Below are 23,196 nucleotides of genomic sequence, written 5' to 3'. Positions count from 1 at the left end.
GCTACCGGGCGAGGGTGACGGTGACCGGCTCGTTGGGGCAGCGGCTCAGCGTCTGAGAGAGCGCGGCTTCCTCACTCACGTCGACGGACAGCCCATAGCGGGTCTTGTCCGCGACCCAGTCGGTGACGTACTGGCACCGGTAGCCCTCGAACGTCGGCAGCCAGTTGCCGGGGCCCTTGTCCGACTTGGCCCTGTTGCTGGACGCGGACACCGCGATCAGGGCACGCGGGTCGTCCTGATCGTTGGCGTAGGCCTCGCGCTCCTTCGCACTCCACCCGGACGCTCCGCTGTCCCACGCCTCGGCGAGCGGCACGAGGTGGTCGACGTCCAGCTTGTGGGCACTGTCGAGGTACAGGTCGTCGTAGGCGCTGTACCAGAGGCCGCCGGTCAGCACACACTTCGCCTCCTCCTCCGGAGCGGTGACCGCCTCGGACTTGAGGACCTCCGCCCTTGTATCGCAGCCGTCGGCGAGCCGGCCGGCGTTCCAGTGCCTGAACTTGTCGCGGGTGTAGCCGGCCCGGCTCTCCTCCTGGACGGGCAGCGCCTGCAGGGCGTCGCGGACCGGCAGGGTCACGGTGTCGCCGGGCGCGGCCGGAGCGGCCTGGGCGTTGTCGTGGAGGCGAACAGCGCGGCCACCACGCAGAGCGAGGCGACAGCAGTACGGGCGGGGCGGGTGAGGCGCACGACGGATCCCTTCGAAGATCACCAACAGTTGGTGATCTTCGTATCGGGCTGCGCACACGACCCGCCCGGCACGCGGCCCCCCTTTCACCCGCCAGGACGGTAAGGCACACCACGGTCGTGCAGCGGTGTACGTGCGGGTCCTGACCAACCACGGAGGCGGGTTCCCGTCCTCAGCGGCGGATTTTCGCCGCCTGCCGCGAGTCGTTCTGGCTGATGGTCGGCGAACATTTCGTCGCGGGCAACGCCCTTGCTGCTCCGTATCGACAACCAAACGGACCTGATGCTTCATCAAGTGCAGGTCACCGTGACTTTGTGTCCGGGTCAGATCCCCATCATGAACGTCGCGCGCAACAGCGCCGTGTCCAATCATTTCGTGATGCCCTGGCCCGAGCCTCCGCCCGCCTATGGCAAGAAGAACCCGATGTCGTTGGGTTCTTCGCTACGGGTGCCCCCGAGTATGGCCGCTCTGGTGGGTACGGCCCATGCGAGCCGCCAGCCTGTGATCGAGCTGCCCGAGATCCTTCGGCCCGCAGAGGGCCTTTCCATCCGGTTCCCACCGGTGGACCTGCGTGCGCACGCTTCGGAGCCTCTGCCTGCGATCACTCTGTTCGGGCGAGGCACCGTGGGCGACAGCACTACCGTCCGGTGGACCGCAACGTGCACCAACCTGAACGGTAGACAAGAGAAGTCCCTCCAAATTCCGGTACGGCACACCACCGCGCTGCCGCCACCGGAAGACTGACGTTCACGGAGCTGGTGGCTCCGATGGCTCGGGCCACCAGCATCCAACCGGCGGTGCGCACCTCATGAGCGTGGTCCCATTCCGCGGCGTACTCGCCGGTGGGTCACCCCCGACCATGATCGCGCATGCGGACCCCGGGCTGACCTGGCGAGACGCTGATCTGTGCGTTTCCGGTCGGTGCTCCGCTGTTCCCCGAGGTTCCCTGTTGCTCGCCTCCCCTTCGGGCACGTAGGGGACACGGCGTCACTCGTAGTTCCGGGCGGCTCTCAGTGCTCGCGCGAAGAAGTCCCAGTCTCCTGTGGGCGGCAAATCCTGCCCATGGTTGGAGTACCACCCAGGGGAATCCGATACCCACGCTTCCAGAGCCTCCAGGAAGCTGTCCAGCGTCCCGTTCTCCCAGTCCGCGCCGTTCTCCACATGGTCCGCGCGGAACCGCGCCAGAAAGACGCTGAAGGCCTCTCGGTCGGCAAAGTGATCATCAGGTGACAGGTGAGCAGTCATGGCCACGACCCTAGGATGCCCACGTGATAGACGGAGCAACTTTGGCCGGGAGCTGCTCTGAGGCGAGTGATCATGGACCGAAGGCTCACCGCGAGTCGGGCAGCCTCCTTCCACTCCCTCCAAAACCCCGACCGCGGCCAGTCACGGCCCGCCCCTGATGGGGGCTCTCTGAAAATGGTTCTGTCCGCAGTTCCGTGAACCCCCAGGTCAGCGGCGTGAGCGACGGATCGTTTCGGCAGAGTATGTCCCGGCATGGCGAGCAAGGCGGTCGAGGCTGTGCTGTTTCCTGGGATCGATGTGCGAGTGGAGCGCGTCAGCGACTCCGCCGGTGCCCTGGTGGTCGAGGCGGTGGCCACCGGTCGGCAGGGCCGGTGCCCGGATTGCCGGAAGCAGGCGAGACGCGTGCACAGCTCATACCAACGCGCCCTGGATGAAAGGCCGTTGGGCTCGCGGCCGGTTGTGGTCCGGCTCCGGGTGCGCAGGTACTTCTGCGACCGGAAGAGGTGCTCCAGGAAGAGAAGTCGTTCGCCCGAACAGGTGCCGGGCCTGACCGAGCGACACCGCCGATCAAGCACCGGGCTGACGGGGTTGCTTGCGTCGATCGCGGTTGAGATGGGCGGCTGTCCTGCCGCCAGGCTGTGCCGACGCCTGCGGCTGGCCGCGGGCCGGACCCGGCTGCTCAGGCTGCTGACGGCGCCGCCGGTTCAAGGCCAGGCCCCTCGGGTGCTGGGGGTGGATGAGTTCGCCTTCCGCAAGGGGTTGCACCTACGGCACCGTGCTGGTCGACGTCGAGGCCGGCCGGGTCGTGGACGTGCTGCCCGACCGCACCTCGGAGACCTTCGCGGCCTGGCTCAAGGAGCATCCCGGTGCGGAGATCATCTGCAGGGACCGGGCCACCGCCTATACGAAGGCGCTCAAGGAGGCTGCTCCCGACGCCCTGGAAGTCGCGGATCGGTGGCATTTGCTTCAGAACCTGTCCGCCGCGGTGGAGAAGACCTGTCACCAGCACCGCAACTGCCTGCGCAAACACGCCGAGCAGGAGGTGGAGCCAAGCGTGCCGGAACCGGTCCCGATGGAACTGCTCCTGCCGGAACTGCCCCGCACCCAGATCATCGAGCGGACCCGGCACCGATTCGAGGACATCCACCGCCTGGTGGAGAAGGGCTGGACGATCAGCGCCATCGGTCGAAGGCTGAACCTCGACCGCAAGACCGTGCGCCGTTTCCGCGACACTAACCTCGGCGAACTGCTGGCGTCCGCACGCGACCGCCGTCCCAACGGCGTGCTGGAGCCGTTCAAGGCATACCTCAACACTCGCTTCACCGAGACCCAGGGCCAGGTCAGTGGCACCCGCCTGTTCCAGGAGATCCGCGAACGCGGCTACCGGGGCAGCCGCCAGGTCGTCCGCAAGCACCTCGCCGCCCTCCGGGCGGGCACCGCCGAACCCGTCCGGGCCGACATCCCCAGCCCGCGGAAGATCACCTCATGGATCATGCGGCCCCGTGACACCCTCACAGAAAGCCAGGACAAGCGACTGCTGGAAGTCCGGCTCGCCTGCCCGGACATCACCCGCGCCTGCGACCTCGCCCGCACGTTCGCCGACCTCGTCCGTCACCGACATGGATTCCTGCTCCTGGAGTGGATCCGCCAGGCCGAACAGGACGCCCCGAAGCCGATGCAGGGCTTCGCCGGCTTCCTCCGCCAGGACTTCGACGCCGTCACCGCCGGCCTCACCCTCCCGTGGAGTTCCGGCGTCGTCGAGGGCCACGTGAACCGGGTGAAAACGCTCAAGAGGGCCATGTACGGCCGGGCGTCCTTCGAACTCCTCCGCACCCGCATTCTCACCCAGCCATGAGTCGTCAAGCCGACGGTCTCCGCGGCCCTCTACGCTTCTCACGTGCGCTATCTGACAGAGTCTTTCGCTGTTGGGGCCCTGAAACGGGGCCGACCGGTCGAGCAGTTCCTCGGTCCTGCCGGTTCACCCGAGCGTCCCGGCATCCGCTACGTCGAGGTCAGACCGACCAAGACCCACTACGAGGTCTTCCTGCATACCCTGGAAGATGTCGGTCACGAGACGTTCTTCGACCTGGTCGAGTTCCCTCCCCTTGACACTGACGACGAGGAGGAGGAGTTCGGCCGCCTTGTCGCGACTCGCGACGCCCCGCTCGGCGCCCTCACAGCCGCCGAAGACGTCACAGGAGCAGCACTCGGAAGGTGGGTCAACGCCGGTGTGGTCCAGGGCGAATATCACGACTACGTGATGGCCGGGAGGCCAGCAAACAGCTCACCAGATGGACATCCCTGGCCCGTACCGCCACTCAAATCTTGACGACCAGGCCAGATCACGCAACTGCGGACAGAGCCTTGCGAACGAGGCTCGGCCGTACATAGCCCGCTTGAGTGTCTTCACCCGGTTCACGTGTCCTTCGACGACTCCAGAGCTCCAGGGCAGGGTCAGGCCAGCGGTCACTGCGTCGAGGTCCTGGCGGAGGAAGCCAGCGAAGCCCTTCATGGGCTTCGGTGCGTCCTGCTCGGCCTCCCGGATCCACTCCAGCAGCGGGTATCCCCGCTGGTGACGGACCGTGTCGGCGAACGCCCGAGCGAGGTCGCAGGCCCGGGTGATGTCCGGGCAGGCGAGCCGGACTTGGAGGAGTCGATCACCGCCCGCGACCAGTCCAGCTGGTTCTTCGACCGCAGCTTGTTCAGCAGCAACTGGTGCAGTTGGTCGCACACGCCGGCCTCGTTCCAGGCCGCCAGGCGGCGCCAACAGGTCATGCCCGAGCCGAAGCCCAGCTCCTGGGGCAGATACTCCCACTGGATGCCGGTGTGCAGGACAAACAAGATCCCGCACAAGGCCTGGCGATCGGGCACTCGAGGTCTGCCCTCGACCTGCTTCGGGGGCGGCTCGGGCAGCAACGGCTCAACGAGCGACCACAGTTCGTCCGACACGATCCACGGCCGCGACTGACGCTTCCCCATGACTCAATCAACGAGCGAGCAAGCCAACAGTCACATGATCACACCACTTTTGTTAGAGCCAGTTAGGGCGGCCTGACCGTGGCCGGTGCCTGATCTTCTCGGCAGGCGCCCGCTGCGAGGACCTGGACGCCGCAGGTGCCGAGCTGAACGCCAGGCCCAGGAAGGCGCTCGACTGGGACACTCTCAGCCGGGCCGCGTGCGCCCCGCCCCGGGCGGCGATCGCATCACGGTCGCGCCGCGTTCCCGCCGGTGGCCTGGGAATCATAGCGAGGTGCCCCACTTGAAAGTCCCACCCTTCGCAGTCGACGATCACGGCAATACCTTGGTCTCCTTCGCACGCGGGGCCGACGGAGAGCCACCGTGTGACGCGCCGCTGCCGGCGGCGTTGATCGCCCTCTGGCACGCCGACAGTGTCCTCATGGTCTTCGATCGATTCCACCTGGGCTGCGAATTGCCCGGTGGCCACATGGACGAAGGTGAATCCCCTCGTCTGGCTGCCGCGCGCGAGTTACTGGAGGAGAGCGGTCAGGTACCCGACGGACCGTTACGGTTCATCGGGTACGCGGGCTTTGTACTCGCGTCGGACCAGCGAGCTGATTACGCGGCATTGTTCGCAGGCTGTACCACCGATATTCGGGACTTCCAGGCCACCGAGGAGATCGCGGCCATCCGCTGGTGGAACCTCCGGGAGGTCCTCCCGGGACACATTCAATCCCTGGACGCCTACCTCGCCCTACTCACACGCGAATCGGGCTCTGGCCCCTCCCCGGATCCACGGCGAGGTTAAGACTCAAGCCAAGCCCGGCCAGACCTCAGCCGACATGTCGCAGGCGCCTCAGGTAGTCGTATGGCCGCTCGTGCTCGCCAAACCACAAGTGCGGAGCCCGGGCTTGTGCCGCCGCGGCAAGGTCCCGGCGGCTGGCGGGCATTGGGATGGTGAGGCGGTAGCGATGTTCCGGAAGGCCCCGGCGCAGAGCTTCCGCCGGCACCATCAGCGACGCCAGCAGCGGATCGGAGGGGGGTACGTCATCGAACGGGCAGAGCTCCAGGCTCATGATCTTCCGGCCGTTCTTGGTATCGCCCTTGGATGCCCAGTACACGCCGACTCCGGCCAGTGACGCCCATGGAATGACCGCGTATTGCTCCCGGCTGTGCCACCACCACGCCCCGTATGCCTCAAGGACGAGCCGGGCACTGCGCCCCACCCACAGCGTCCGGGCAATCTGTAGCGCCAGCCCTCCCAGTAGGAGTAGCCACACGCCCCCCAGGATCCAGCTCCCGGTGCGCTGGCCTCCTTGCACCGTGCCGATCACCAGGGGAAGCATGCCAAGGGACAACAGGAAAACCGAGCCCGGCAGTCCAGTACGCAACTGCCGCATCCCGAAGCGGAAGACGGTGGCGTCGGGTGCGGGTGATGGCGGGGCTGGAAGGGACACGACAGAGAGCCTAGTTCCACGCCGCGGGGGGCTCTGTGTCCTTCGTCAAGGACATGGCGCCTTGGTGGGCCGGGTGTGTCCGACCGGGGGCGTTCGGAACAACGACGTCAAAACGTGCGCCAAGCCTCCCGGAGCCAGCACCGCCAAATGAAACCCAGGCGTGCGGCGCAACCCGGCCCCACCGCAAGCAGCAAGGGCTCTGACCTGTCCTGTTCCGGCATCGCGTGATCACGTGGAGTGATGCTTCTCTGACCGAGTGTCAGTGCAGGCTGCGAGGATGAGCAGTTGCGCAAGGACACCACGACGAAGCGGGGACACCGTGCCTTGGGTCAACAAGTACGAGCGCTCCGACGGGACACCGGTGCGCGGGTATTTCCGCTGGGCTCCCGGAGCGCGCCGGGACGCGGCGATATTAGCCACGGTCGCACTGGCGGCCATCGGGATGAACAACGGCACCGGCGGCACGGGCGGGGGCAACGGCAGGAATCCTCAGCCGCCTACGACGGTGCAGTATCCGATCACGTCCGAGAACAGCACGACGCAGGTGAAGCGGCCGCAGCCCACGGTGTCGTACCCGATTCCGTGGGCCTCCGGCGGTGCCCGGTGACGCGTCGGCGGGCGCCGTCGAGGCGGCGGATGCGGCGCAGCGGCAGGCGTCAGGGGCAGGCGGACGAGCAGCTGTTGATGGTTCTGGGGGCGGGGGTCACCGTCATCGGGCTGGTCGTGACAGTGGTCAACTGGCTGCTGGCCCACTGGTGGGTGCTCATCACTGTGGTGATGCTCGCGGCTCTGGCGGGTGCCGGGTGGGTGTATCAGCGTCGGCAGCGGGCGCGGTGGGCGCAGGTGCAGGCGCGTGGTCTGCGCTACGCGCTGGGGCAGCTGGATGCTCTGCATCACCGGGAGTTCGAGCACGCGGTGCGCGAGCTGCTGCGCCGGGACGGCTGCCGGGACGCGGTGCAGGTCGGCGGGGGCGGTGATCTGGGCGCCGACGTGAAAGCGACGGACCCGTTCGGGCGCCGCTGGGTGATCCAGTGCAAGCACCGCCGCGACGGGGACCGCGGCCCGGCGGTGGGAACTCCGGACCTGCAGGCACTCAACGGCACAGCCCGCCCGGTCCACCACGCGGACGTGGTGGTCCTGGTGACGAACGGACGGGTCACGAAGCCCGGCCAGGACTTCGCGAAGACGCAGCAGCTGCACCTGGTCGACCGCCACCTGCTCGGCATGTGGGCGACGGGTTCGCGGCCGCTGTGGGAACTGCTGCGAGCAGCGCCCCCACCGCGCCGGCTCCCGGCCCTGTCCTGACGAAGCGTTGGGCGCAGTCTCATCGCCCTGCATGACTGCTCTCCGCGACGCTGAGCCACAGAAGCACCGCCCACTGCGAACCGACAAGCTCGACGTCGCCCGCCAGGCCGCACTCCGCCTCGCCACGATCCTCATTTGAGCCCGGCGATAGACCGCTGTCAGCGATCGACCACCCAACGCGCGTCCGCAGGCCAAGACCCCGTACCAACGATGTGCTCCACGAGCCTGAACGCCTCGCGGATGGGGACGGTGTCCTCATCCGGGTACTCGTCGCCCTGCCCGTCGGAGAGGACGAACCCGTCGCTCGACCCCTCAACTCCGGGGTCCACGGCGTGCTCGCCGGGATCGCCTTCTTCTGCGAGCAGCATCACCATCGCGCGCTCGGTATTCGTCACGAAGGCCAGCGACCGTCCGGACGAACTGGTCAGCCACGTCTCAAACTGCCCGCCGTCGATCCTCGACCGAAGAGCCTCCAGCACTACCGCAGACGACACAGGGACAGGGCTGTCGTCGTTGATCACCCAAGACTCGATCACGAGCACGACGATCTCACGGACGGATCAAAAAGACAGTCCCCAGGCGCACACGGTGTGTGAAGTGCTTACAGCTCTGCCCTCCACGCACCGCGCGCGAGCCTCGTCCTGCCGTCCGGTGTGATCAGGACGCTGGCTCCGCGCACAGGGAGCTCGCCGTGCTGGAGCCAGTAGGCGCGGAGCTCGTCGAGGGCGTCCCACAGGCGACGGCTCCCCGACTGGTGAACCGTAGGCGGGTTGGCGCCCACGGCGGTGGCGCGGGCCCAGGAGCCGTCCGGGTGGGCGAGCCACGCCGTGCGTAGCCCGGCGTCTTCCGCGTAGCCGTACAGGATGCCCGGCACCGTGATGTCGAGCATCGACGCCAGGTCCCACGCCTGCTCGACGTCGACAACCGGATACGGGCCGGTGGTGACCTCCTCGCCGTCCTGCTCGCGCGCCGCGGCAAGGATCTCCCGCGGCCCCGGCGGGTAGTCGGCGCCGTGCCGGGTGCGCATGAATCCGGCGCGGTCCCACTCGACCCGGCCGACGGCACTGCCGTCCTGCTGCTTCTCCGCTGTGACGATGAGCGACGTACCGCCGATCGTCGTCACCAGCCGGCCACCGGGCCTGAGCGCGGCGAGCCAGCCGGCGGGCACCGGCCGGACTCCGACGGTGGCCACGATGCGGTCGTAGGCGCCGGGCAGTTCGCCGGTGGCGTCCAGCGTCGCGAGACTGGGGCGCAGCTTGATGTGCTCCAGGCGCGCGCGGGCGGCGTCGACGAGATACGGGTCGACATCGATGCTGGTGACCTGGAGGTCACCGAGGCGGCGGCAGGCGAGGGCCGTCCCGTAGCCGGAGCCGGTGCCGACGTCGAGCAGTTCGTCGCGGTTGCCGAGGCGGGCGTGCTGGAACATACGCACGAGCAGACTCGGCAGCGTGCTCGACGATGTCGGCAGGCCGACGGGGTGGTCATCCTGCTCAGCGTGATCGGCGTGAAGAGGGCCGACGCTGGTGATCAGTGAGCGGTCGCCGTACGCGGCATCGAGCCACCGCTGATGGTCGGCCTCTCCCTCATTGAGGGTCCAGCCTTCAGTGCCGCGGTGCCACCATCGCGGCACGAACTCATGCCGCGGGATGCCTGCCACCGGGCCGGCCCATCGTGAGCCCGGGTGGGTGACCCTGTCGGCGAGGTGTGCGGCGTGGGCGGTCCAGTTCACTCGGAGACTCCCAGGGCGGGCGGCGGAGCAAGGTCGTATGCAGGGTCGCATGCCGGAGTGTTGGCTGGATCGCAGTCGCCGGAGTCGTCCGGCGTGCAGCCCTGCCCGACCCGTGCCGGGACGGCGGTACGTGCCTCCCTCCAGCGGCGCCCGGCCAGGATTGCGTCCAGAGGCTCGGTCTTGACGTTTCCGGTGGGCAGGAAGCGGGACAGGATGCAGCCGTACACCTCGCCGTCCGGCGAGATGGCCACGCGCTGGTGGAAGCAGTGCCCGCACAGCTCGCTCACACTCGGGATACTCACCGCCTGGTCCGCGGCGCGTCCGACCTTGCGCGCGCGGTCGACTTGGATCTGCTGAACACCCAACTGCCGCAGCTCAGCCTCGGCCTCCTCTGCGCGCTGGTCTTCGAGGACGCGCACGATCCCGGCGCGCAGCGGGATACCCCTGCGCACGGCTTCAACGATGTTGGCGCGGGTGCGGGCGTAGCTGGCGGATACGCCTGTGATCTCGTCGTGCTGCGCGGGATCGTCGCTGTAGTAGCTGGTGGCCAGGCGTACGCCGTCCTGCTCCAAGGTCTCCCACAGCGCGCCGCGGATGTGCGCGAGGTTCGAGTACACCTCGACGGTCAGGCCGTGCCAGCGGGAGTACTCGATCAGCTCGATGAGCCTGGGGTACAGCGTGGGCTCACCGCCGATGAACTGGATGCCCGGGATCCCGAGGCCGGCGATGGAACGGGTGGCCTTCAGCCAGTCGTCGTGCGTCATGGTGCCGGTGCTGGCCTTCGGACCGGAGAGCGTGCAGCAGTGCGTGCACTGGAGCTGGCAGCGGGCCGTGAGCTCGCATTCGACGGAGAGGATGCCGACAGCGGGCGACGGGCGCGTTTCGGCAAGGGTGGGAATGCTCATGGCTGTCCCTTCGATGGCTGGTGATCGTTGTGCTGCCCGGGAGTTCGGCCTGCTTGGGGCGGGCCCGGCGCAGCGGGTTTACAGACCCGCCCCGCCGGAGTCCTTCCGGAACCACCAGCGGGGCAGGCATTGAGAGGGGGCGTACGCCCTGTGCCGCTACTTGTCCTTCGGGAAGGGGCAGTAGTCGCAGCACTCGGCGGCCCCCGAGGGCTGGAGCCACAGCGCGCGGTCCGGCTCGTACCCGGCCGTGGACATCAGCTCGGGTGTCCGCTCCAGTGCCTGCGCCGACGCGCCCGCGGAAGCGGGCGGGTCCGGCATGTGGTGCACGAACCGGCCGAGGCGGGAACACAGGCGCTCGTACGTGTGCGTGTGCAGGATGAGGGCATGCCAGCCCTTGTCGACAGCGCGGGACGGCCGCAAGCGCTCGCCCGGGATCGCTGCGCAGCTGGCCACGAACTTCAGCGCCTCCTCAACGATGCGCTCGGCGGTGCTCCGTTCCAGGTCATCGTGATCGCGGAGCACAGTGGCGACAACGGCCGCGAACTCCTCCTCGCTGATGAGGGAGAGCGCCGGCACCGCTTCGGTCCGCAACGTGCTTGTCTTCACGGGTCCTCCGATCGTTTAGCTGAGATCCTCGGCGGGCTGAGCAGGACGTCCGCCGAGGGTTGAGCAGACCTGACCCGCCCCGCCGGAGTCCTTCCGGGACCACCGACGGGGCGGGCGGTCCCGCCTCACTTCAGTCCTTCCGGGACCTGCGGTGAGGCGGGGTCTGTGTGCGGCCCTGACCCGGATGCGCCGCCATGGGGCCCCTCAACACCGGGGCACGGTGCCGTGCGTCAGTCCGGGAGCGGAGGCAGGCAGCGCGTATGCGTGTCACTCGACGGACCCGAGCTGGACGTGCGGAACAAGTCGAACGGCGCCGACTCCTGATCGGCCGTGATGGGCTTGTCGCAGACGGGGCACATCCGCAGACCCGTGAGGGTGCCGTGGTGGTCACACAGGGAGACGACCGAGCGGGCCAGACGCCGGACGCGCCGCACTTCGCCAGCCAGGCCGACCGCCTCGATCTCCTCCAGGCGTCGCCGGGCCTCGCTCATACCGGCCATCGCGACCTTCGCCTGAATGTCGTCTTCCGGCCGCTGGCGCATGGCTGCGTCGACTTCCCTGATGAGCCACGCCAGGTTCTGGCGGTATCGGTGCTCGGCCGCCTGCAGATCCTCGTACCGGATCAGCGGAGCGCCCTCGTCGAGCAGCACCGCGGCGTCCCGCCGCATCGCCGCGACATCGAGCTGGGCATCGACTTCACGCTGCGTCGCGCTCACAGCGCGAGCCTCTGTCCCCGGTGGCGCGGGCAGTTGCACGGCGGGAAGATGCCCATCGTCGGCTCCGGCTCCTGACCGGCCATGACGCTGAGCGTGCCGCGGTCCTCAGTGATCGCGCCTCCGCGGTTTACCGAGTAGACCCTGATCGTCATCTTGGCCCCGGATTCACGTTCCCGCCTCGGGGTTGTACCTTTCGCCATGTCGGCGCTCCTCAGCAGCGTTGGCCATGCCCCGGGGCCGTTCGCGCGGTTGCCGGGGTCTGTTCCTTGTAGGCATCGAGCCTTGTCTTCTGCGAGCAGCTCCGGGATGACCAGCTGGTGTTACCGAGGCGGTAATACACTGATTGCTGGTTCGGAACAGGCCACCCCAACGCCTACGATCACTCCGGAAGTTGGCCCTCATGGACGCCGCCACCCCCGGCCCGCTCGCGCCCAACGTCCTCGACAGGGACGACCTGAAACGAGCCCTGGCAGAGCACGACTTCGCCGCAGCCTTCACTCTGATCAAGAAGTGGGGCGGCCTCTCCCAGAACCGGATCGCGTCCGCGTGCCAGCTCACTCCCGGCAAGGTCTCCATGATCATCAGCGGGCAGCAGCAGGTGACGAGCTTCGACGTCATCTGCCGCATCGCCGACGGACTGCGCATCCCTGGCAGCATGGTTGGGCTCGCCGACCGCCCCTGGGAGAGACAACAGACCGACAGCACCGAACCACCGAAGCCGCCAGCCGCAGAGTTACTTGAGGACGACGCCCCCTGGCGTCCCGACGCGACCGTGCGCCTGGCCTCTGAACTGACCCGGAGCGATCTCGTAATGGACCGCCGAGCAGCAACGCGTGCCATAGCTGGCGCCTCGATCGCTGGCGCTGCCCTCCTCGACCCGCTCGAAGCGTGGCTCCAGCCCGCCGCCCCCTCCTCCCAACCAGGCCGACGTGGACACCTCGGCAAACGCGACGTCGAAGAACTTGAGGCCACAGCCCGTGCGTTCCGCGCCTGGGATCACAAGTTCGGCGGAGGCCTGCGCCGCAAGGCAGTCGTCGGCCAGCTCAACGAAGTCGCCGCACACCTTGAGGACCACCAGTCGCCCATGATCGAGCAGCGCCTGTACCGGGTCATGGCCCAACTCGGAGGCACCGCCGCCACGATGGCCTGGGACTCCGGCCAGCAGCGGCGAGCGCAGCAGTACTACCAGCTCTCTCTGCGCGCGGCTCACGCCGGAGGCGACACGGTCTTCGGCGCCAACGTCCTGGCGGGCATGGCCCGTCAGATGCTCTACCGCGACCGGCCCCAGGACGCTCTCGAACTTGTACACCTCGCCCAGAAGGGTGCAGGCCGCAGCGCAGACCCTCGCGTGCTGGCCATGCTGCACACCCGCGAGGCGTGGGCGTACGCGGCGCTCGGCCGCTCGGCCGCATTCAAGCGCGCCACCGACGAAGCCGCCGACACACTCGCCGACGCCGAGCCGGGGCAGGAACCGTACTGGATCGCGTACTTCAACAGCGCGGAACTGGCAGGCGTCACCGGCGGCCGTCTGCTGGACCTCGCCCGCAAGGACCCGCACCGCCATGCCGAGGCAGCCGCGGAGTCAATCCGCCAGGCCCTCGTGACACGCGGTCCGGAAGCCGGCCGCAGCCACGCTCTCGACCTGATCGGCCTTGCCGAGTGCCACTTCCTGACCGGCGACATGAAGTCCGCCGTGGACCAGACTCAAGTAGCTGTCGAGGCTGCGGCCCGCACCCAGTCCAGCCGGGTCCGTACGCAGCTTGGCCAGCTGTACCCGTACACGGTGGGCCGGGGGGCGTCCCGCTCGGTGAGCGAGGCACGCACTATGATCCGCGACCTGTTGGCCAACTGAAGGAGTAAGTGTTGACGATCTTCGCCGTGACCGGGCACATGGACCTGACCGACGAGAGCGTGCCCCTGGTCCGGGCCGCCCTGCGGAAGTTGCTCGCGGACCAGGCCGACGAGGTGGTCGGTGTCTCGTGCATCTCCAAGGGCTCGGACTCCATCTTCGCTGAGGTCGTGCTGGAGGTCGGCGGCCGCCTGGTTGTCGTACTGCCCTCACAGGACTACCGGCAGACGAAGGTGAAGCCGGACCACGAGGAGACCTTCGACCGTCTCCTCTCTGCGGCCGACGAGGTCGTTGTACTCCCCCACGAGACCGCGAACCGGTCCGCGTATGAAGAGGCCAACAGCACGCTCCTCCAGCGGGCCGACCGACTCGTCGCGGTGTGGAGCGGCAGTGCCCCGTCCGGTAAAGGCGGTGGCACGGTGGACACCGTCCTGGAAGCCCGCGAGATGGGTCTGCCGGTCGATGTCGTCTGGCCTGAAGGCGCAGCCCGGCGCCCTTGAACGAGGGCTCCATTCCGCTGCCGTTCTCTCCCTCGTCCCCTGATGTCGGAAGCCGGGCGGTCGAAGACTCCTCTGGGGTCTCGACCGCCCGATCGCATGAGAGCGCACACAGACACAGGCATTCGAACAAGAGTTCTCGTTTGAATCGTGCCTCGCCAACGAAGTGACCACCTCACCGACCGCCAGAAAAAGATCGAACGCTTCACCGGGAGTGGACCGCCGACAAGGATGAGTGCCCGACCGTCAGCGATATCGGCGCAGCGATGGCCTTCGCCACCCGATCCTCCGTCCACTACCAGCTCCAGCAGATGGAACAGACCGTCGCCGTGATGTGCGCGAAGGAAGGCCGACGCAGCGTCTACCGCCCGATGACCTGGGCCCGCTCGAGCTTCCGGATCCGGGGCCGCAGGCTGCAGGCGCTATTTTCCTGGTGGCCAGCAGTTGTAAGTCACATCAGGTTTGCACCAGGGGTCACGTGGCTGACCAGGACGCCCTCCGCTACGACATGACCGCCGTCGGGTGCACGATCATGGACATGGCCGTCGAGATTCGCACCCGCTACGGGATGCGCCCCGGGAGGCATGGAGGCACGCCCGCAGCTGGACACTCCAGGAAGCGACGGAACCGCATCACCCAGGTCAGCAGCCGGCACCGCGGCGAAGCCGTAGCCGCTGATGCCTCCCTCCTCGCCAAATGGGAGAAGTGGCCCGGCCCTTCCCCGTGTCGGCCTACGCCCTCCGTCCTCCTCACCATGGCGGACGCCTTCACTTGCCGGGCGGAGGATCTGCGATCTGGATGACCGACGGGTTCGTACGTCACGGCCTCGAGCGGACAGCCGAGAGCAATGTCCCGCAGGGCTGCGCGTTCGGTGTCAACGGCGGCCAGGCCCCAGCGCACGTCTGTGCCCACCCACTCGGAGACGTACTGGCAGCGGACCGCGTCGTCGGAGGTGTGCGGGAACCACTAGGCCGGGTCCTGGTCACTCGTGCTGCGGTTGGAGCGGCGGTGACGGCTGCCAGGGACGTCTCGGCACCCTGATCGTTGACGTAGGCCTCAGCTTGTCCCACGGTTCCAGCGCGGGCCCACGCCAGTCATTCGTAGGATCGGTGCGCCCTCCACCGCTGTGTCCGGTCCGTCCGCAGCGTCGTTCACGGCTTCCGCCGCCGTGGCATTGGACGCGCTCTCCGCCGCTCCCGCCGTACAAGGCCTGCGCGGGCTGCCACCGCCAGGAGCCAGCGGCGGTGGAGTTCCAGGCGTTGCTCCGAGATCGCCCCGTACAGGGCCGCGAAGCGTTCCACGGGGGCGAGGTCGAGCGGCACCGCGTCGTCCGCGCGGTAGCGGTGCCGGGTCGAGGTGTTCATGCCCAGACGGCGGGCCGGCGAGCCATGGCTCCGGTCCGTGTGGTCCTTGAGCGCCCGCTGCAGCGCCGCGAACCCGCCACTTCGTGGATGCCATCGCCGTCGTTGTGTGCCGGCACAGGTTCCTCGTCTTCGTACGTCCTCACCCGGCCCGGGACGCTATCCCAGGCACCCCATGTTTCTGCAGGTCTGGCTCTGACATCGTTCGGCGGGCTCTGGTACAGATCTTGTTTGCGCCGTGAGGCGCTGTTGGTTCGAGTGGAGGTGGAAAACCTGCACCAACCCGCTGTCGCAGCAGTCGGGTTGAAGCTTAGGGCAGCCTGATCCGGGTGATGCGGGGGAGGGTGAGAGCGGCCCTGACAAAGCCGGGACGTATCCAGTACTGCCAGATGGGGCGGGTCCGGCAAGCGTGATGGAGAGGAGTACGCGAGGAACAGGCGTTCTACGTCTCTTAAAGTGCCTCCGGCTCGGACCTGGCCGATCAGGGCCGGTAGCGGTGCGTATGCGGGTCATCCTTTCGGGTGGTCTGACATCTCCTGGGTTGGTCTACGAAAGCTGGCCGGGAGGCCACGAGGAAAGCCTGCGGCGTACTCGTGGCGATGCCGCAGGGACACAGTCGGGCGCCTCCTTCGTCGAGCGAACCACAGTGAACACGGGAACTGTCCCGAACCTCGCCCTGTCGTCTGCTGCCAGCAGGCTGCTCGGGCTGGGCGCATCGACCGCCGATCGGTCCGGGACGGGGCGGAGCCGCCGTAGTACTCCGAGGCCGGGAGAGCCGGCCGCATGGGGAAGGGCGGCAGCGGTATCGAAAAGGGAAGGACGCTGCAATGCCGGAAGACGCCCCGCCGAATGGCGGAGCTCTGGGCCCTCGGGCCCGGGTACTGGAGATGCAGACCAAGCTTCACCGTTGGACGGTGGCCGATCCCGGCCGCCGGTTCGATGACCTGTTCAACTTCGTGCACGACCCGGCGACGCTGCTGGCGGCGTTCGACCGGGGCGCGGGCAACCGGGGAGCCCGGACTCCCGGCGTCGACGGCCTGACAGCCACCGATGTCGAGGAGTCGATCGGTGTTCCCGGGTTCCTGAACGACCTGCGGGCCACGCTCAAGGACGGCTCGTTCCGTCCTCTGCCCGTGCGGGAACGCAGCATTCCCAAGCCGGGAGGCTCGGGGAAGGCCCGCAAGCTCGGGAATCCGACGATCGCGGACCGGGTCGTTCAGGCGGCGCTGAAGCTGGTGTTGGAACCGATCTTCGAGGCCGACTTCAAGCCGGTCTCCTACGGGTTCCGGCCCCGACGGCGGGCCCAGGACGCGATCGCCGAGATCCACTATTCGGCACCCGGGGATACCGCTGGGCGCTGGATGTGGACATCGAGGCGTGCTTCGACTCGATCGACCACACGGCCCTCATGGACCGAGTGCGACACCGGGTCAAGGACAAGCGCGTCCTGACGCTGGTCAGAGCCTTCCTCAAAGCCGGAGTCCTCACGGAACTCGGCGAGAACAAGAAATCACTGACCGGCACCCCGCAAGGTGGCATCCTGTCCCCGCTGTTGGCGAACATCGCCCTGTCGGCGCTCGACGAGCATCTGCACGGGCCCTGGGAACCAGGCGGGGCAATGGCCACCGAAGGCAAATGCGCCTATCGGCGCCGCAAAGGTCAACCCACGTGGCGGGTCGTCCGTTACGCGGATGACTTCGTCGTCCTGGTGCATGGCACCGAGGCCGACACCGCGGCACTGCGCGAAGAAGTCGCTGGCGTGCTCGAACCTCTTGGCCTGTGTCTGTCACAGGCCAAGACCCGGATCGCGCACATGAGCGACGGGTTCGACTTCCTGGGCTTCCGCATCCAGTGGAAACGCAGAGGTGGCACGACCAAATGGCACGTCTACACCTTCATCGCCGAACAGCCCATCCGGTCGCTGAAGGCGAAGGTCCGTGCTCTGACAGGCAGGACATCGCAGCAGGATCTTGCCACCGTGCTGAAGAGACTCACTCAGATCATGCGTGGTTGGGCCAACTACTTCAAGCACGCGGTCGCCAAGCATGTCTTCGACAGGCTCGACGCCTTCGTGTGGTGGCGTCTCATCCGCATGCTGCGGGAACGTCACCGATGGAGTTGGGGCGACGTCCGCCGCCGATTCACCACCGCCACCGGGCGGTGGCGACCCATCACGGCGGACGGGATCGAGCTGTTCCGGATTGCATCGGTCACGGTCAGCCGCTACCGATACCGGGCCAGCACGATCCCCAACCCATGGCAGCCTGCGAACCCGTCTGACGGCAGAAACCGTGGAGAGCCCGTTGCGTTGAGAGACGCACGGCGGGTTCGGCGAGAGGTCCGGAGAAACGGACCGGGAGCGATCCCGGCACCGCGCTCCGGGCCTACTCAGCGGAGTCGTCGCAGAGCGTCACCGGGCAGGTCGATTCGCGGCTGTGCTCACACCTGTTCCCGGTAGACCCTGATTTCCGTGGGATGGAAGGTGCTGCCGATCGTCCAGAATTCGTGAAGCCCGAGGCCGTCGGCCCAGCCGTCGACTTCCTCGCCCGTGTCGTGGAAGAACCAGGACTCGAAGTGCCCCAGCGCCCGAATTTGAAGGACGGGTTCGCACCGAAGCCGTCTGCCGGCCGGTGCGCTCGAGCCCATTCGCCGCGCACGGAAGGAACCCGGCCACCATGTCACAGCCCATCGAGGTGATCGGCGGGATTGACACCCACACCGACCTCCACCAGTCCGCCGTCATCGACACCATCGGGCCGGCACCTGGCCACCGAGGCGTTCCCCACAACACTCGCGGGCTACCGGAGCCTCCTGGAGTGGCTCCATTCCCACGGCCAAGTACAGGCCGTAGGGATGGAGGGCACAGGCTCCTTCGGTGACGAGCTTTCCCGCTACCTCCGTGCCAACCAGATCGTTGTCATCGAGGTGGACCGACCTGACCGTCGCGCTCGCCGTGCGGCCCGGAAGTCCGACCCCATTGATGCCTACGCCGCCGCAACTGCGATACTCGCCAGCCGCGCCACCGGCACCCCGAAGCACCGCAACGGCGCGGTCGAGGCAATCCGCGGACTGCGCGTGGTACGCGCCAGCGCCGTCAAAGCCCGCGCCCAGACCGTTAACCAGATCAAATCACTGATTATCACCGCGCCCGCCGCGGTTCGGGAAGCGCTGCGCTCGCTGACCACCACCGAGTTGGTCCGACGGCTGGCCGCCAGCCGTCCGGGCACCGATCTGGCGGCCCCGGCCACAGCCGTCAAAGTAGCCCTCAAACGTCTGGCCAGGCGCTACCGGTACTTGAGCAAAGAGAAAGCAGACGCGGACGTCGAGCTCCGCGCCCTGATCACACTGTTTGGACTGGTCACATGCTTGAGGCTTCTGAAGGCATGTAAAGCACGCTTCGTGCCCCAGGACGCGCTGCCTGGGGCACGGGCGGTGATTCATGCCTCCGACGGAGGTGAGGGCGAACACGCCTCGTGTGTTCACTGGCCCCCTACAGAAGTCGTCCGCCCGTATCGACGGGATAGCCGCTGCGGTCATGGCACTTGACGGATACGTGCGCCGCCCGCTGAAACGTCCTCGCGCTGCGAGCGCGTAGGTGCGCCAAGACAGTCATAAAAGCATCAAAGATGCTTTCGCAGCCAAAGAATTTTACCGACCGTACGGAGCGATTCGTGATCCCATTCAGTTACCTCCATTAACCATTCCCATCCAAGCTCTAAAGGGTCACAATAGAAGCCGCTTACGGGATCGGGAACGTAGTCCGGAATGGCATGCATCGCCTGTATGTCTTCTGGTAAATACTCATGTCCCAGTGCGCGAATTTGATCGGTGAAGCAGGCGCCAGTGGCGATAAGTGATGTCCTTCCCACGCGAATTCGAAACTTGGCAACTCCTTCGACATTTCTATACAGGATTCTAAATATACCCAATGCGTCGTCCGTACACCAGCTTCCTTTTATCTCGTAACGTCGGACTTCGCTATCCGTGTCAGGTAGCAGGCGGATCACATTGTACCGACTTTGCCCCTGAACGAACGGCGCATAAGTACTTATGGGCCACTTCTCTATTCGGCTGCCAATCCGACGCTCGAGGATTTTAACTAAGTTGGCGCGACTATCATCCCCGCGCGCTCCGTAGGTGTAACCCAACTGCGGAAGGAAAGGGAGGCTGGGAGAGGTCACCGAAATTTCTCCTCCCTTTCTGCCCGTGTCGTTGAGGATTGCATCGATGGCGCGCTCATCCCAGTATAAATAACGATACCTTCGCCGACGCACTACGACACCCCTTTCTTTAAGGTTTTCACCCATCCCATTAGCCAAAGTTACATTATTTCCATACCTAATAATCCCCCCACAGGTGAAGAGAGTCAAGGCCATGAGGGGGGCGTACAACCAACGATGCGGAGTGCTTCTGAAGTGGTCTTAGGGCTTGCCGGGAATCAACACATCGGTTTGATTCCCGGCAAGCCCTTAGACCCAATGCCGTTGCGTTATGGGTCTGTGGGTTGGGGTCGTTTGACGAGGATGGCTTGGGTGCCGGTGCCGGTGCGGGTGGGCTGGGGCCAGTGACGGTGTTCAGCCCGTTTGAGCCAGTAGTTGGACATCCTGCGTTTGACGACATGGGGCTGGCTGCGCAGGCGTCTGGCGGGCAGGAACCTTTCCAGCAGGTCTTCCTGGAGTATTCGCAGTGCCTGGACCAGGAGGTCAGGGGGGAAAGCTGCCGGACGTGACGGTCACACTGCGGCGAGCGGAGCGCAGGGTCTCGGTGAATGAGACGCGGTCGGGATCGATTTGGCGGGTGGCAGCGGTTGTCAGCATCAGCTCCCGCAGCGCATGGTGGACCAGGAGATGGGCCCAGATCTGTTGCAGGACACCGTCGGGTGTCTTGCTGCTGAGGACCACCTTCGTGCCGCGCTGGTGGGTTTTGATCTCGGCGAAGACGGATTCGATCTCCCAGCGTTCGCGGTAGAGCGCGGCCAGTTGCCGGGCCGGATGGCGTCGGGCGTCCAGGAGCCTGGTGACCAGGCGATACTCGCCGGCAGCGGCCGTCCTGACCGTGTCTTTGAGCTGGTAGGCCAGGACACGGACGTCGTCTGGATCACGCTTGGCGGGGTCGGTGTTGGCATGGATGGAAGAGAGCCACGATCCGTCACGCAGTTCCTTGTGGACCGGCAGAACGCGGTTGGCCGGCACCCTCCACAGCAGATCGGCCCCGGTGGCGGTGAATGCCCGCCACAGCGGGACGCCGAGGAACTCGCGGTCGGCCAGGAAGAGCTGCCCTGGCCCGCAGGAGCGGGGCAGGCGGCCCACCAGGGTCACTTCCCCGGTCCGGCAGCCGGCGAGTTCCGCGTCCAGCACCGCATGGCTGCCCACCTCCACCAGGGCGGCCATCCGCACCTGCACAAAAGCGCTCCTGCCGGTCCCGCGGCCGTTGCCGGGACGGCCGAAGGCGGCCGGTCGGCTTCGGTGTCCGCGACATCCCAGCAGGTCCCATCCACCGCGAGCACCCGCAACCCACGCCAGAAGGCCCCGGGAGTCGTCTCGGTGGCCATCGGCTTCGCGGTCGTGGCGAACAGCACCCGCAGCGGCTCGGATCCCAGCCGCTGCCGGGCCCGAAACAGCGACGACTTCGCCGGAACATGCCAGTCACCCAGCAGCCCCAGACCTCGAAGACCCGCGACCAGGTGCCGCATCACTTCCAGATACGGAGCAGGCGAGAACAGCGCCAGCCCCAACACGAAGTACACCACCAGCCGCACAGGAAGCAGCCGCTTACGCTGCCCGGCCGGCCGCAGGCCGCCACCACCCGATCCACCAACCCCGGCGGATACACCCAAGTCAACAGCCCCAGACCCGATAAGTCAGACACACTCACAGCCACCCGCACCACCCCCGGGACCCACTCCCAACCAGCCTACGCCCAAGGCAAAAGCAACGGCATTGCCCTTAGACCGTGTCCTACGTGGTGAGGCGAACGAGTCGCTTTCAGCAGCACAGGGCTGCGGCGAGTCCGAGAAAGGCCAGGTAGTTGCGGGGGTGACGCTCGTAGCGAGGGCTGAGTCTGCGGTAACCCGACAGCCAGGACATGGTCCGCTCGATCACCCACCTCCGACGCCCTAAACGTTCGCTGGACTCGATACCTTTGCGGGCGATGCGCACGCCGATGTGCTTGCCCCACAGCCATTTCCGCAGGTGGGGAACGTCGTACGCCTTGTCCGCGTGCAGCCGCTGCGGCTTGAAGTACCGGCCGCGGTAGGGGTCGTGTTGCGTTTGGTGGCCCTCGACCATGGGCTTCAGCCCTTCGCTGTCGTGGACGTTGCCGGCAGAGACACCGACGACGAGGGGCAGGCCGTTCGCGTCCGACAGGATGTGCATCTTGGAACCCGGCTTGCCCCGGTCCACGGGGCTCGGACCTGTGTGTTCGCCCCCTTTTTAGCGCGGACGTGCGCGGTGTCCAGGACGACGCGGGTGACATCGACGAGGCCGGCGTCGTCCAGTCGGTGCAGTACGGCCTCGTGCAGTCGGCCCCAGACACCGGCTCTGGACCAGATCAGGAATCGTCGGTGAGCCGTCGACTTCGATATCCCGAAGCACGGCGGCAAGGCGCGCCAGGCGCACCTGCTCACCAGGACGTAGACGATCGCCGCGAACAGCGTCTCATCAGGTGTGTCCGGCGTTCCGCCGCCCTGCGACCGCACCCTGGACGGAGGGATCAACGGCTTCGCGATCTCCCACAGCCCGTCCGGAACGATCCAACTCCAGGTCCCTCGCCCCATGTTGAGGCCATTGACCGCCTCACCACGTAGGACACGGTCTTACTGGTCGCTCGGATGTTCGGCTGGCTCGGGGGACGCGTCGTTGTCCACGCTGTCGTTGGCAATCGCGAGAAATAGCCTGGCGGCTGCCCTCGCGATGGGCTCATCGCTCTCGGCAAGCTCGCGCATCTCCCTGAAAAGAGCATCAGTCACGGCTTCGTCATCGCCGACAGCACTGAGTGCTTGGCCGTCGATGATGTCGCTGCCAACCATGGCCCGCAGCACCCTGCTCCCGACTGTGCCGGGGTCTCCGCCCTTGGCCGCAGTCTCCGCAACGCTCATCCAAACGCGCTTGAGTCCATCAGCCTTCCTGCTGGCCTCGTTGAACGCGATGAAGTCCTTATTGAGGACGGCTTCAGCTGGTGCGCCTGGCGCCGTCCGGTCAACGAGCAGGCTCAGTGCTCTCAGCAGAGCTCTGCCATGGTCAAAAATCTCCCAGAAGCCAGCCTCGTTGAGCCATGAGTGCTCGGGGACAATGCCATTCGCGGAATTCACCAGTTGGACCGGGCTGACGTGAAGGGCCATGCTGTGGCCCTTGTAGTCCATCGACACAGCCTGGTCTCCGAAGTTCACGACTCCGGCTTCCTGAAGTCGCTTGCGGACATGAACCGGAGCGAACTTCTTCATACGCCCCTTGTCGTCTGTGGTCAGCCAGTCGGCAGCATGTCCAGGATGGATGGCGAAGTCCATCAAGAGGTATTCGATCTCCAGGACGTCGCGCATGGCATCGGATGCGACCGCGAAGTATCCCGAGAGGGTCGCTTCCAGCGCCGTCATGAAGTCCGCGTGGGCCCTCTGAATCATGAATGTGATCTTCGAGAGTTCCGGCGTTTCAGCGAACGCCCTCCCAACCTCCGAGAGTCGGGTGAGCAGCTCGTTGATCCCTGCGAAGCGGATGTCGCCCGCGAGCCGCTTCAGATTCCGCCGACGTCGAGCTTCCGCGGTTGCCAAAACGAGGGCGGGGACAGGAGCTCCGTCCTCGGCCATCTTCATGAGCTGCGACATGTACGTGTTGTTGTCCGTCATCTCACCTCTTCCTTCAACGGTGATGGTCAGCCCTGCTTCGACTGCT

The 23,196-nt window shown here is 66.7% G+C and carries 26 protein-coding genes and 2 pseudogenes; 11 read left to right on the top strand and 17 right to left on the bottom strand.

Going from position 1 to position 23,196, the window contains the following annotated elements; translation table 11 throughout:
* Position 1: 1 nt before the first annotated feature.
* Complete coding sequence (locus ACFWXQ_RS25025) at positions 2 to 706, bottom strand: HNH endonuclease family protein (RefSeq protein WP_383955554.1); 705 nt, start codon at positions 704 to 706, stop codon at positions 2 to 4.
* Between the two features lie 270 nt (positions 707 to 976).
* Between ACFWXQ_RS25025 and ACFWXQ_RS25020 the strand changes: the two genes are divergently transcribed.
* Positions 977 to 1,426: a hypothetical protein gene (locus tag ACFWXQ_RS25020; RefSeq protein ID WP_383955552.1), complete on the top strand. Its 450-nt coding sequence runs from the start codon at positions 977 to 979 to the stop codon at positions 1,424 to 1,426.
* A gap of 243 nt (positions 1,427 to 1,669) precedes the next feature.
* Here the strand turns inward: ACFWXQ_RS25020 and ACFWXQ_RS25015 are convergent, their stop codons facing one another.
* Positions 1,670 to 1,927: a hypothetical protein gene (locus ACFWXQ_RS25015; protein WP_383955549.1), complete on the bottom strand. Its 258-nt coding sequence runs from the start codon at positions 1,925 to 1,927 to the stop codon at positions 1,670 to 1,672.
* A 252-nt stretch (positions 1,928 to 2,179) separates the two neighbouring features.
* Here ACFWXQ_RS25015 and ACFWXQ_RS25010 point away from each other — a divergent pair.
* The 3 genes and pseudogenes from ACFWXQ_RS25010 to ACFWXQ_RS25000 form a co-directional block, all read left to right on the top strand.
* Positions 2,180 to 2,410 (top strand): annotated as a pseudogene (locus ACFWXQ_RS25010) (ISL3 family transposase); the annotation flags it as partial.
* Positions 2,411 to 2,663: 253 nt separating this feature from the next.
* Positions 2,664 to 3,782, top strand: a complete 1,119-nt coding sequence (locus ACFWXQ_RS25005; protein ID WP_383955546.1) for an ISL3 family transposase — start codon at positions 2,664 to 2,666, stop codon at positions 3,780 to 3,782.
* A gap of 42 nt (positions 3,783 to 3,824) precedes the next feature.
* Positions 3,825 to 4,256, top strand: a complete 432-nt coding sequence (locus ACFWXQ_RS25000) for a hypothetical protein (RefSeq protein ID WP_383955543.1) — start codon at positions 3,825 to 3,827, stop codon at positions 4,254 to 4,256.
* On the opposite strand, the gene ACFWXQ_RS24995 is transcribed toward ACFWXQ_RS25000, so the two are convergent.
* Positions 4,212 to 4,550 carry a transposase gene (locus ACFWXQ_RS24995; RefSeq protein WP_383955557.1) on the bottom strand — a complete coding sequence of 113 codons (339 nt, stop codon included), beginning with the start codon at positions 4,548 to 4,550 and terminating at the stop codon, positions 4,212 to 4,214. The two genes, ACFWXQ_RS25000 and ACFWXQ_RS24995, sit on opposite strands and share 45 nt — an antisense overlap.
* A pseudogene (locus ACFWXQ_RS24990) lies at positions 4,538 to 4,906 on the bottom strand (transposase); the annotation flags it as partial. The gene ACFWXQ_RS24995 and the pseudogene ACFWXQ_RS24990, both read right to left, overlap by 13 nt.
* An 85-nt stretch (positions 4,907 to 4,991) precedes the next feature.
* Between ACFWXQ_RS24990 and ACFWXQ_RS24985 the strand changes: the two are divergent.
* On the top strand, positions 4,992 to 5,693 hold the full coding sequence (locus ACFWXQ_RS24985; protein WP_383955541.1) for an NUDIX hydrolase: 702 nt from the start codon (positions 4,992 to 4,994) through the stop codon (positions 5,691 to 5,693).
* Between the two features lie 25 nt (positions 5,694 to 5,718).
* Here ACFWXQ_RS24985 and ACFWXQ_RS24980 read toward each other — a convergent pair whose 3' ends face one another.
* Entirely contained in the window at positions 5,719 to 6,342 is a 624-nt protein-coding gene (locus ACFWXQ_RS24980) for a hypothetical protein (RefSeq protein WP_383955538.1), read from the bottom strand.
* 636 nt (positions 6,343 to 6,978) lie between these two features.
* Here ACFWXQ_RS24980 and ACFWXQ_RS24975 point away from each other — a divergent pair.
* Complete coding sequence (locus ACFWXQ_RS24975) at positions 6,979 to 7,647, top strand: restriction endonuclease (RefSeq protein ID WP_386269181.1); 669 nt, start codon at positions 6,979 to 6,981, stop codon at positions 7,645 to 7,647.
* A gap of 158 nt (positions 7,648 to 7,805) precedes the next feature.
* Here ACFWXQ_RS24975 and ACFWXQ_RS24970 read toward each other — a convergent pair whose 3' ends face one another.
* The 6 genes from ACFWXQ_RS24970 to ACFWXQ_RS24945 all read right to left on the bottom strand — a co-directional run bounded on the left by ACFWXQ_RS24970 (position 7,806) and on the right by ACFWXQ_RS24945 (position 11,803).
* Entirely contained in the window at positions 7,806 to 8,189 is a 384-nt protein-coding gene (locus ACFWXQ_RS24970; protein ID WP_383957482.1) for a hypothetical protein, read from the bottom strand.
* 59 nt (positions 8,190 to 8,248) lie between these two features.
* Entirely contained in the window at positions 8,249 to 9,376 is a 1,128-nt protein-coding gene (locus tag ACFWXQ_RS24965; protein ID WP_386269179.1) for a methyltransferase domain-containing protein, read from the bottom strand.
* Entirely contained in the window at positions 9,373 to 10,281 is a 909-nt protein-coding gene (locus ACFWXQ_RS24960; RefSeq protein WP_383953888.1) for a radical SAM protein, read from the bottom strand. Before ACFWXQ_RS24960 ends, ACFWXQ_RS24965 begins: the two co-directional genes overlap by 4 nt.
* A gap of 156 nt (positions 10,282 to 10,437) precedes the next feature.
* Entirely contained in the window at positions 10,438 to 10,887 is a 450-nt protein-coding gene (locus ACFWXQ_RS24955; protein WP_383953886.1) for a glycine-rich domain-containing protein, read from the bottom strand.
* A gap of 230 nt (positions 10,888 to 11,117) precedes the next feature.
* Positions 11,118 to 11,603, bottom strand: a complete 486-nt coding sequence (locus ACFWXQ_RS24950; protein ID WP_383953884.1) for a DUF6415 family natural product biosynthesis protein — start codon at positions 11,601 to 11,603, stop codon at positions 11,118 to 11,120.
* A complete protein-coding gene (locus tag ACFWXQ_RS24945) occupies positions 11,600 to 11,803 on the bottom strand; it encodes a hypothetical protein (RefSeq protein WP_383953882.1) in 204 nt (67 codons plus the stop codon). Before ACFWXQ_RS24945 ends, ACFWXQ_RS24950 begins: the two co-directional genes overlap by 4 nt.
* Before the next feature lie 143 nt (positions 11,804 to 11,946).
* Here ACFWXQ_RS24945 and ACFWXQ_RS24940 point away from each other — a divergent pair, with 143 nt between their 5' ends.
* A complete protein-coding gene (locus ACFWXQ_RS24940) occupies positions 11,947 to 13,455 on the top strand; it encodes a helix-turn-helix domain-containing protein (protein ID WP_383953880.1) in 1,509 nt (502 codons plus the stop codon).
* Between the two features lie 11 nt (positions 13,456 to 13,466).
* A complete protein-coding gene (locus ACFWXQ_RS24935) occupies positions 13,467 to 13,952 on the top strand; it encodes a hypothetical protein (protein WP_383953878.1) in 486 nt (161 codons plus the stop codon).
* Positions 13,953 to 15,100: 1,148 nt separating this feature from the next.
* On the opposite strand, the gene ACFWXQ_RS24930 is transcribed toward ACFWXQ_RS24935, so the two are convergent.
* On the bottom strand, positions 15,101 to 15,313 hold the full coding sequence (locus ACFWXQ_RS24930; RefSeq protein ID WP_383953876.1) for a hypothetical protein: 213 nt from the start codon (positions 15,311 to 15,313) through the stop codon (positions 15,101 to 15,103).
* Positions 15,314 to 16,197: 884 nt separating this feature from the next.
* Here ACFWXQ_RS24930 and ACFWXQ_RS24925 point away from each other — a divergent pair.
* The 3 genes from ACFWXQ_RS24925 to ACFWXQ_RS24915 all read left to right on the top strand — a co-directional run bounded on the left by ACFWXQ_RS24925 (position 16,198) and on the right by ACFWXQ_RS24915 (position 18,856).
* Positions 16,198 to 16,761 (top strand): hypothetical protein, encoded by a 564-nt coding sequence (locus ACFWXQ_RS24925; protein ID WP_383953874.1) that lies wholly within the window; start codon positions 16,198 to 16,200, stop codon positions 16,759 to 16,761.
* Positions 16,674 to 17,768: a reverse transcriptase domain-containing protein gene (locus ACFWXQ_RS24920; protein WP_383953872.1), complete on the top strand. Its 1,095-nt coding sequence runs from the start codon at positions 16,674 to 16,676 to the stop codon at positions 17,766 to 17,768. The genes ACFWXQ_RS24925 and ACFWXQ_RS24920 overlap by 88 nt, the downstream gene beginning before the upstream one ends.
* A gap of 248 nt (positions 17,769 to 18,016) precedes the next feature.
* Complete coding sequence (locus ACFWXQ_RS24915) at positions 18,017 to 18,856, top strand: transposase (protein WP_383953870.1); 840 nt, start codon at positions 18,017 to 18,019, stop codon at positions 18,854 to 18,856.
* Between the two features lie 74 nt (positions 18,857 to 18,930).
* Here ACFWXQ_RS24915 and ACFWXQ_RS24910 read toward each other — a convergent pair whose 3' ends face one another.
* The 5 genes from ACFWXQ_RS24910 to ACFWXQ_RS24890 all read right to left on the bottom strand — a co-directional run bounded on the left by ACFWXQ_RS24910 (position 18,931) and on the right by ACFWXQ_RS24890 (position 23,150).
* On the bottom strand, positions 18,931 to 19,686 hold the full coding sequence (locus ACFWXQ_RS24910) for a hypothetical protein (protein ID WP_383953868.1): 756 nt from the start codon (positions 19,684 to 19,686) through the stop codon (positions 18,931 to 18,933).
* 327 nt (positions 19,687 to 20,013) lie between these two features.
* Positions 20,014 to 20,712, bottom strand: a complete 699-nt coding sequence (locus ACFWXQ_RS24905) for an IS4 family transposase (RefSeq protein ID WP_386269173.1) — start codon at positions 20,710 to 20,712, stop codon at positions 20,014 to 20,016.
* A complete protein-coding gene (locus ACFWXQ_RS24900; protein ID WP_386269199.1) occupies positions 20,625 to 21,047 on the bottom strand; it encodes a transposase domain-containing protein in 423 nt (140 codons plus the stop codon). Before ACFWXQ_RS24900 ends, ACFWXQ_RS24905 begins: the two co-directional genes overlap by 88 nt.
* 247 nt (positions 21,048 to 21,294) lie before the next feature.
* Positions 21,295 to 22,085, bottom strand: a protein-coding gene (locus ACFWXQ_RS24895; RefSeq protein ID WP_383956625.1) for an IS5 family transposase whose coding sequence is annotated in 2 segments (ribosomal slippage) — positions 21,295 to 21,743 and positions 21,743 to 22,085 — 792 coding nt in all. Because the reading frame shifts where the segments join, the coding sequence is not laid out codon by codon here.
* Between the two features lie 39 nt (positions 22,086 to 22,124).
* Positions 22,125 to 23,150, bottom strand: a complete 1,026-nt coding sequence (locus tag ACFWXQ_RS24890) for a hypothetical protein (RefSeq protein WP_383956627.1) — start codon at positions 23,148 to 23,150, stop codon at positions 22,125 to 22,127.
* Positions 23,151 to 23,196: the final 46 nt, after the last annotated feature.

The organism is Streptomyces sp. NPDC058697 (assembly GCF_042715345.1).
Classification (GTDB): Bacteria; Actinomycetota; Actinomycetes; order Streptomycetales; family Streptomycetaceae; genus Streptomyces; species Streptomyces liliifuscus.
The sequence above is the reverse complement of the archived record's forward strand: the minus strand, read 5'-3'. Positions and strand labels throughout refer to the sequence as shown.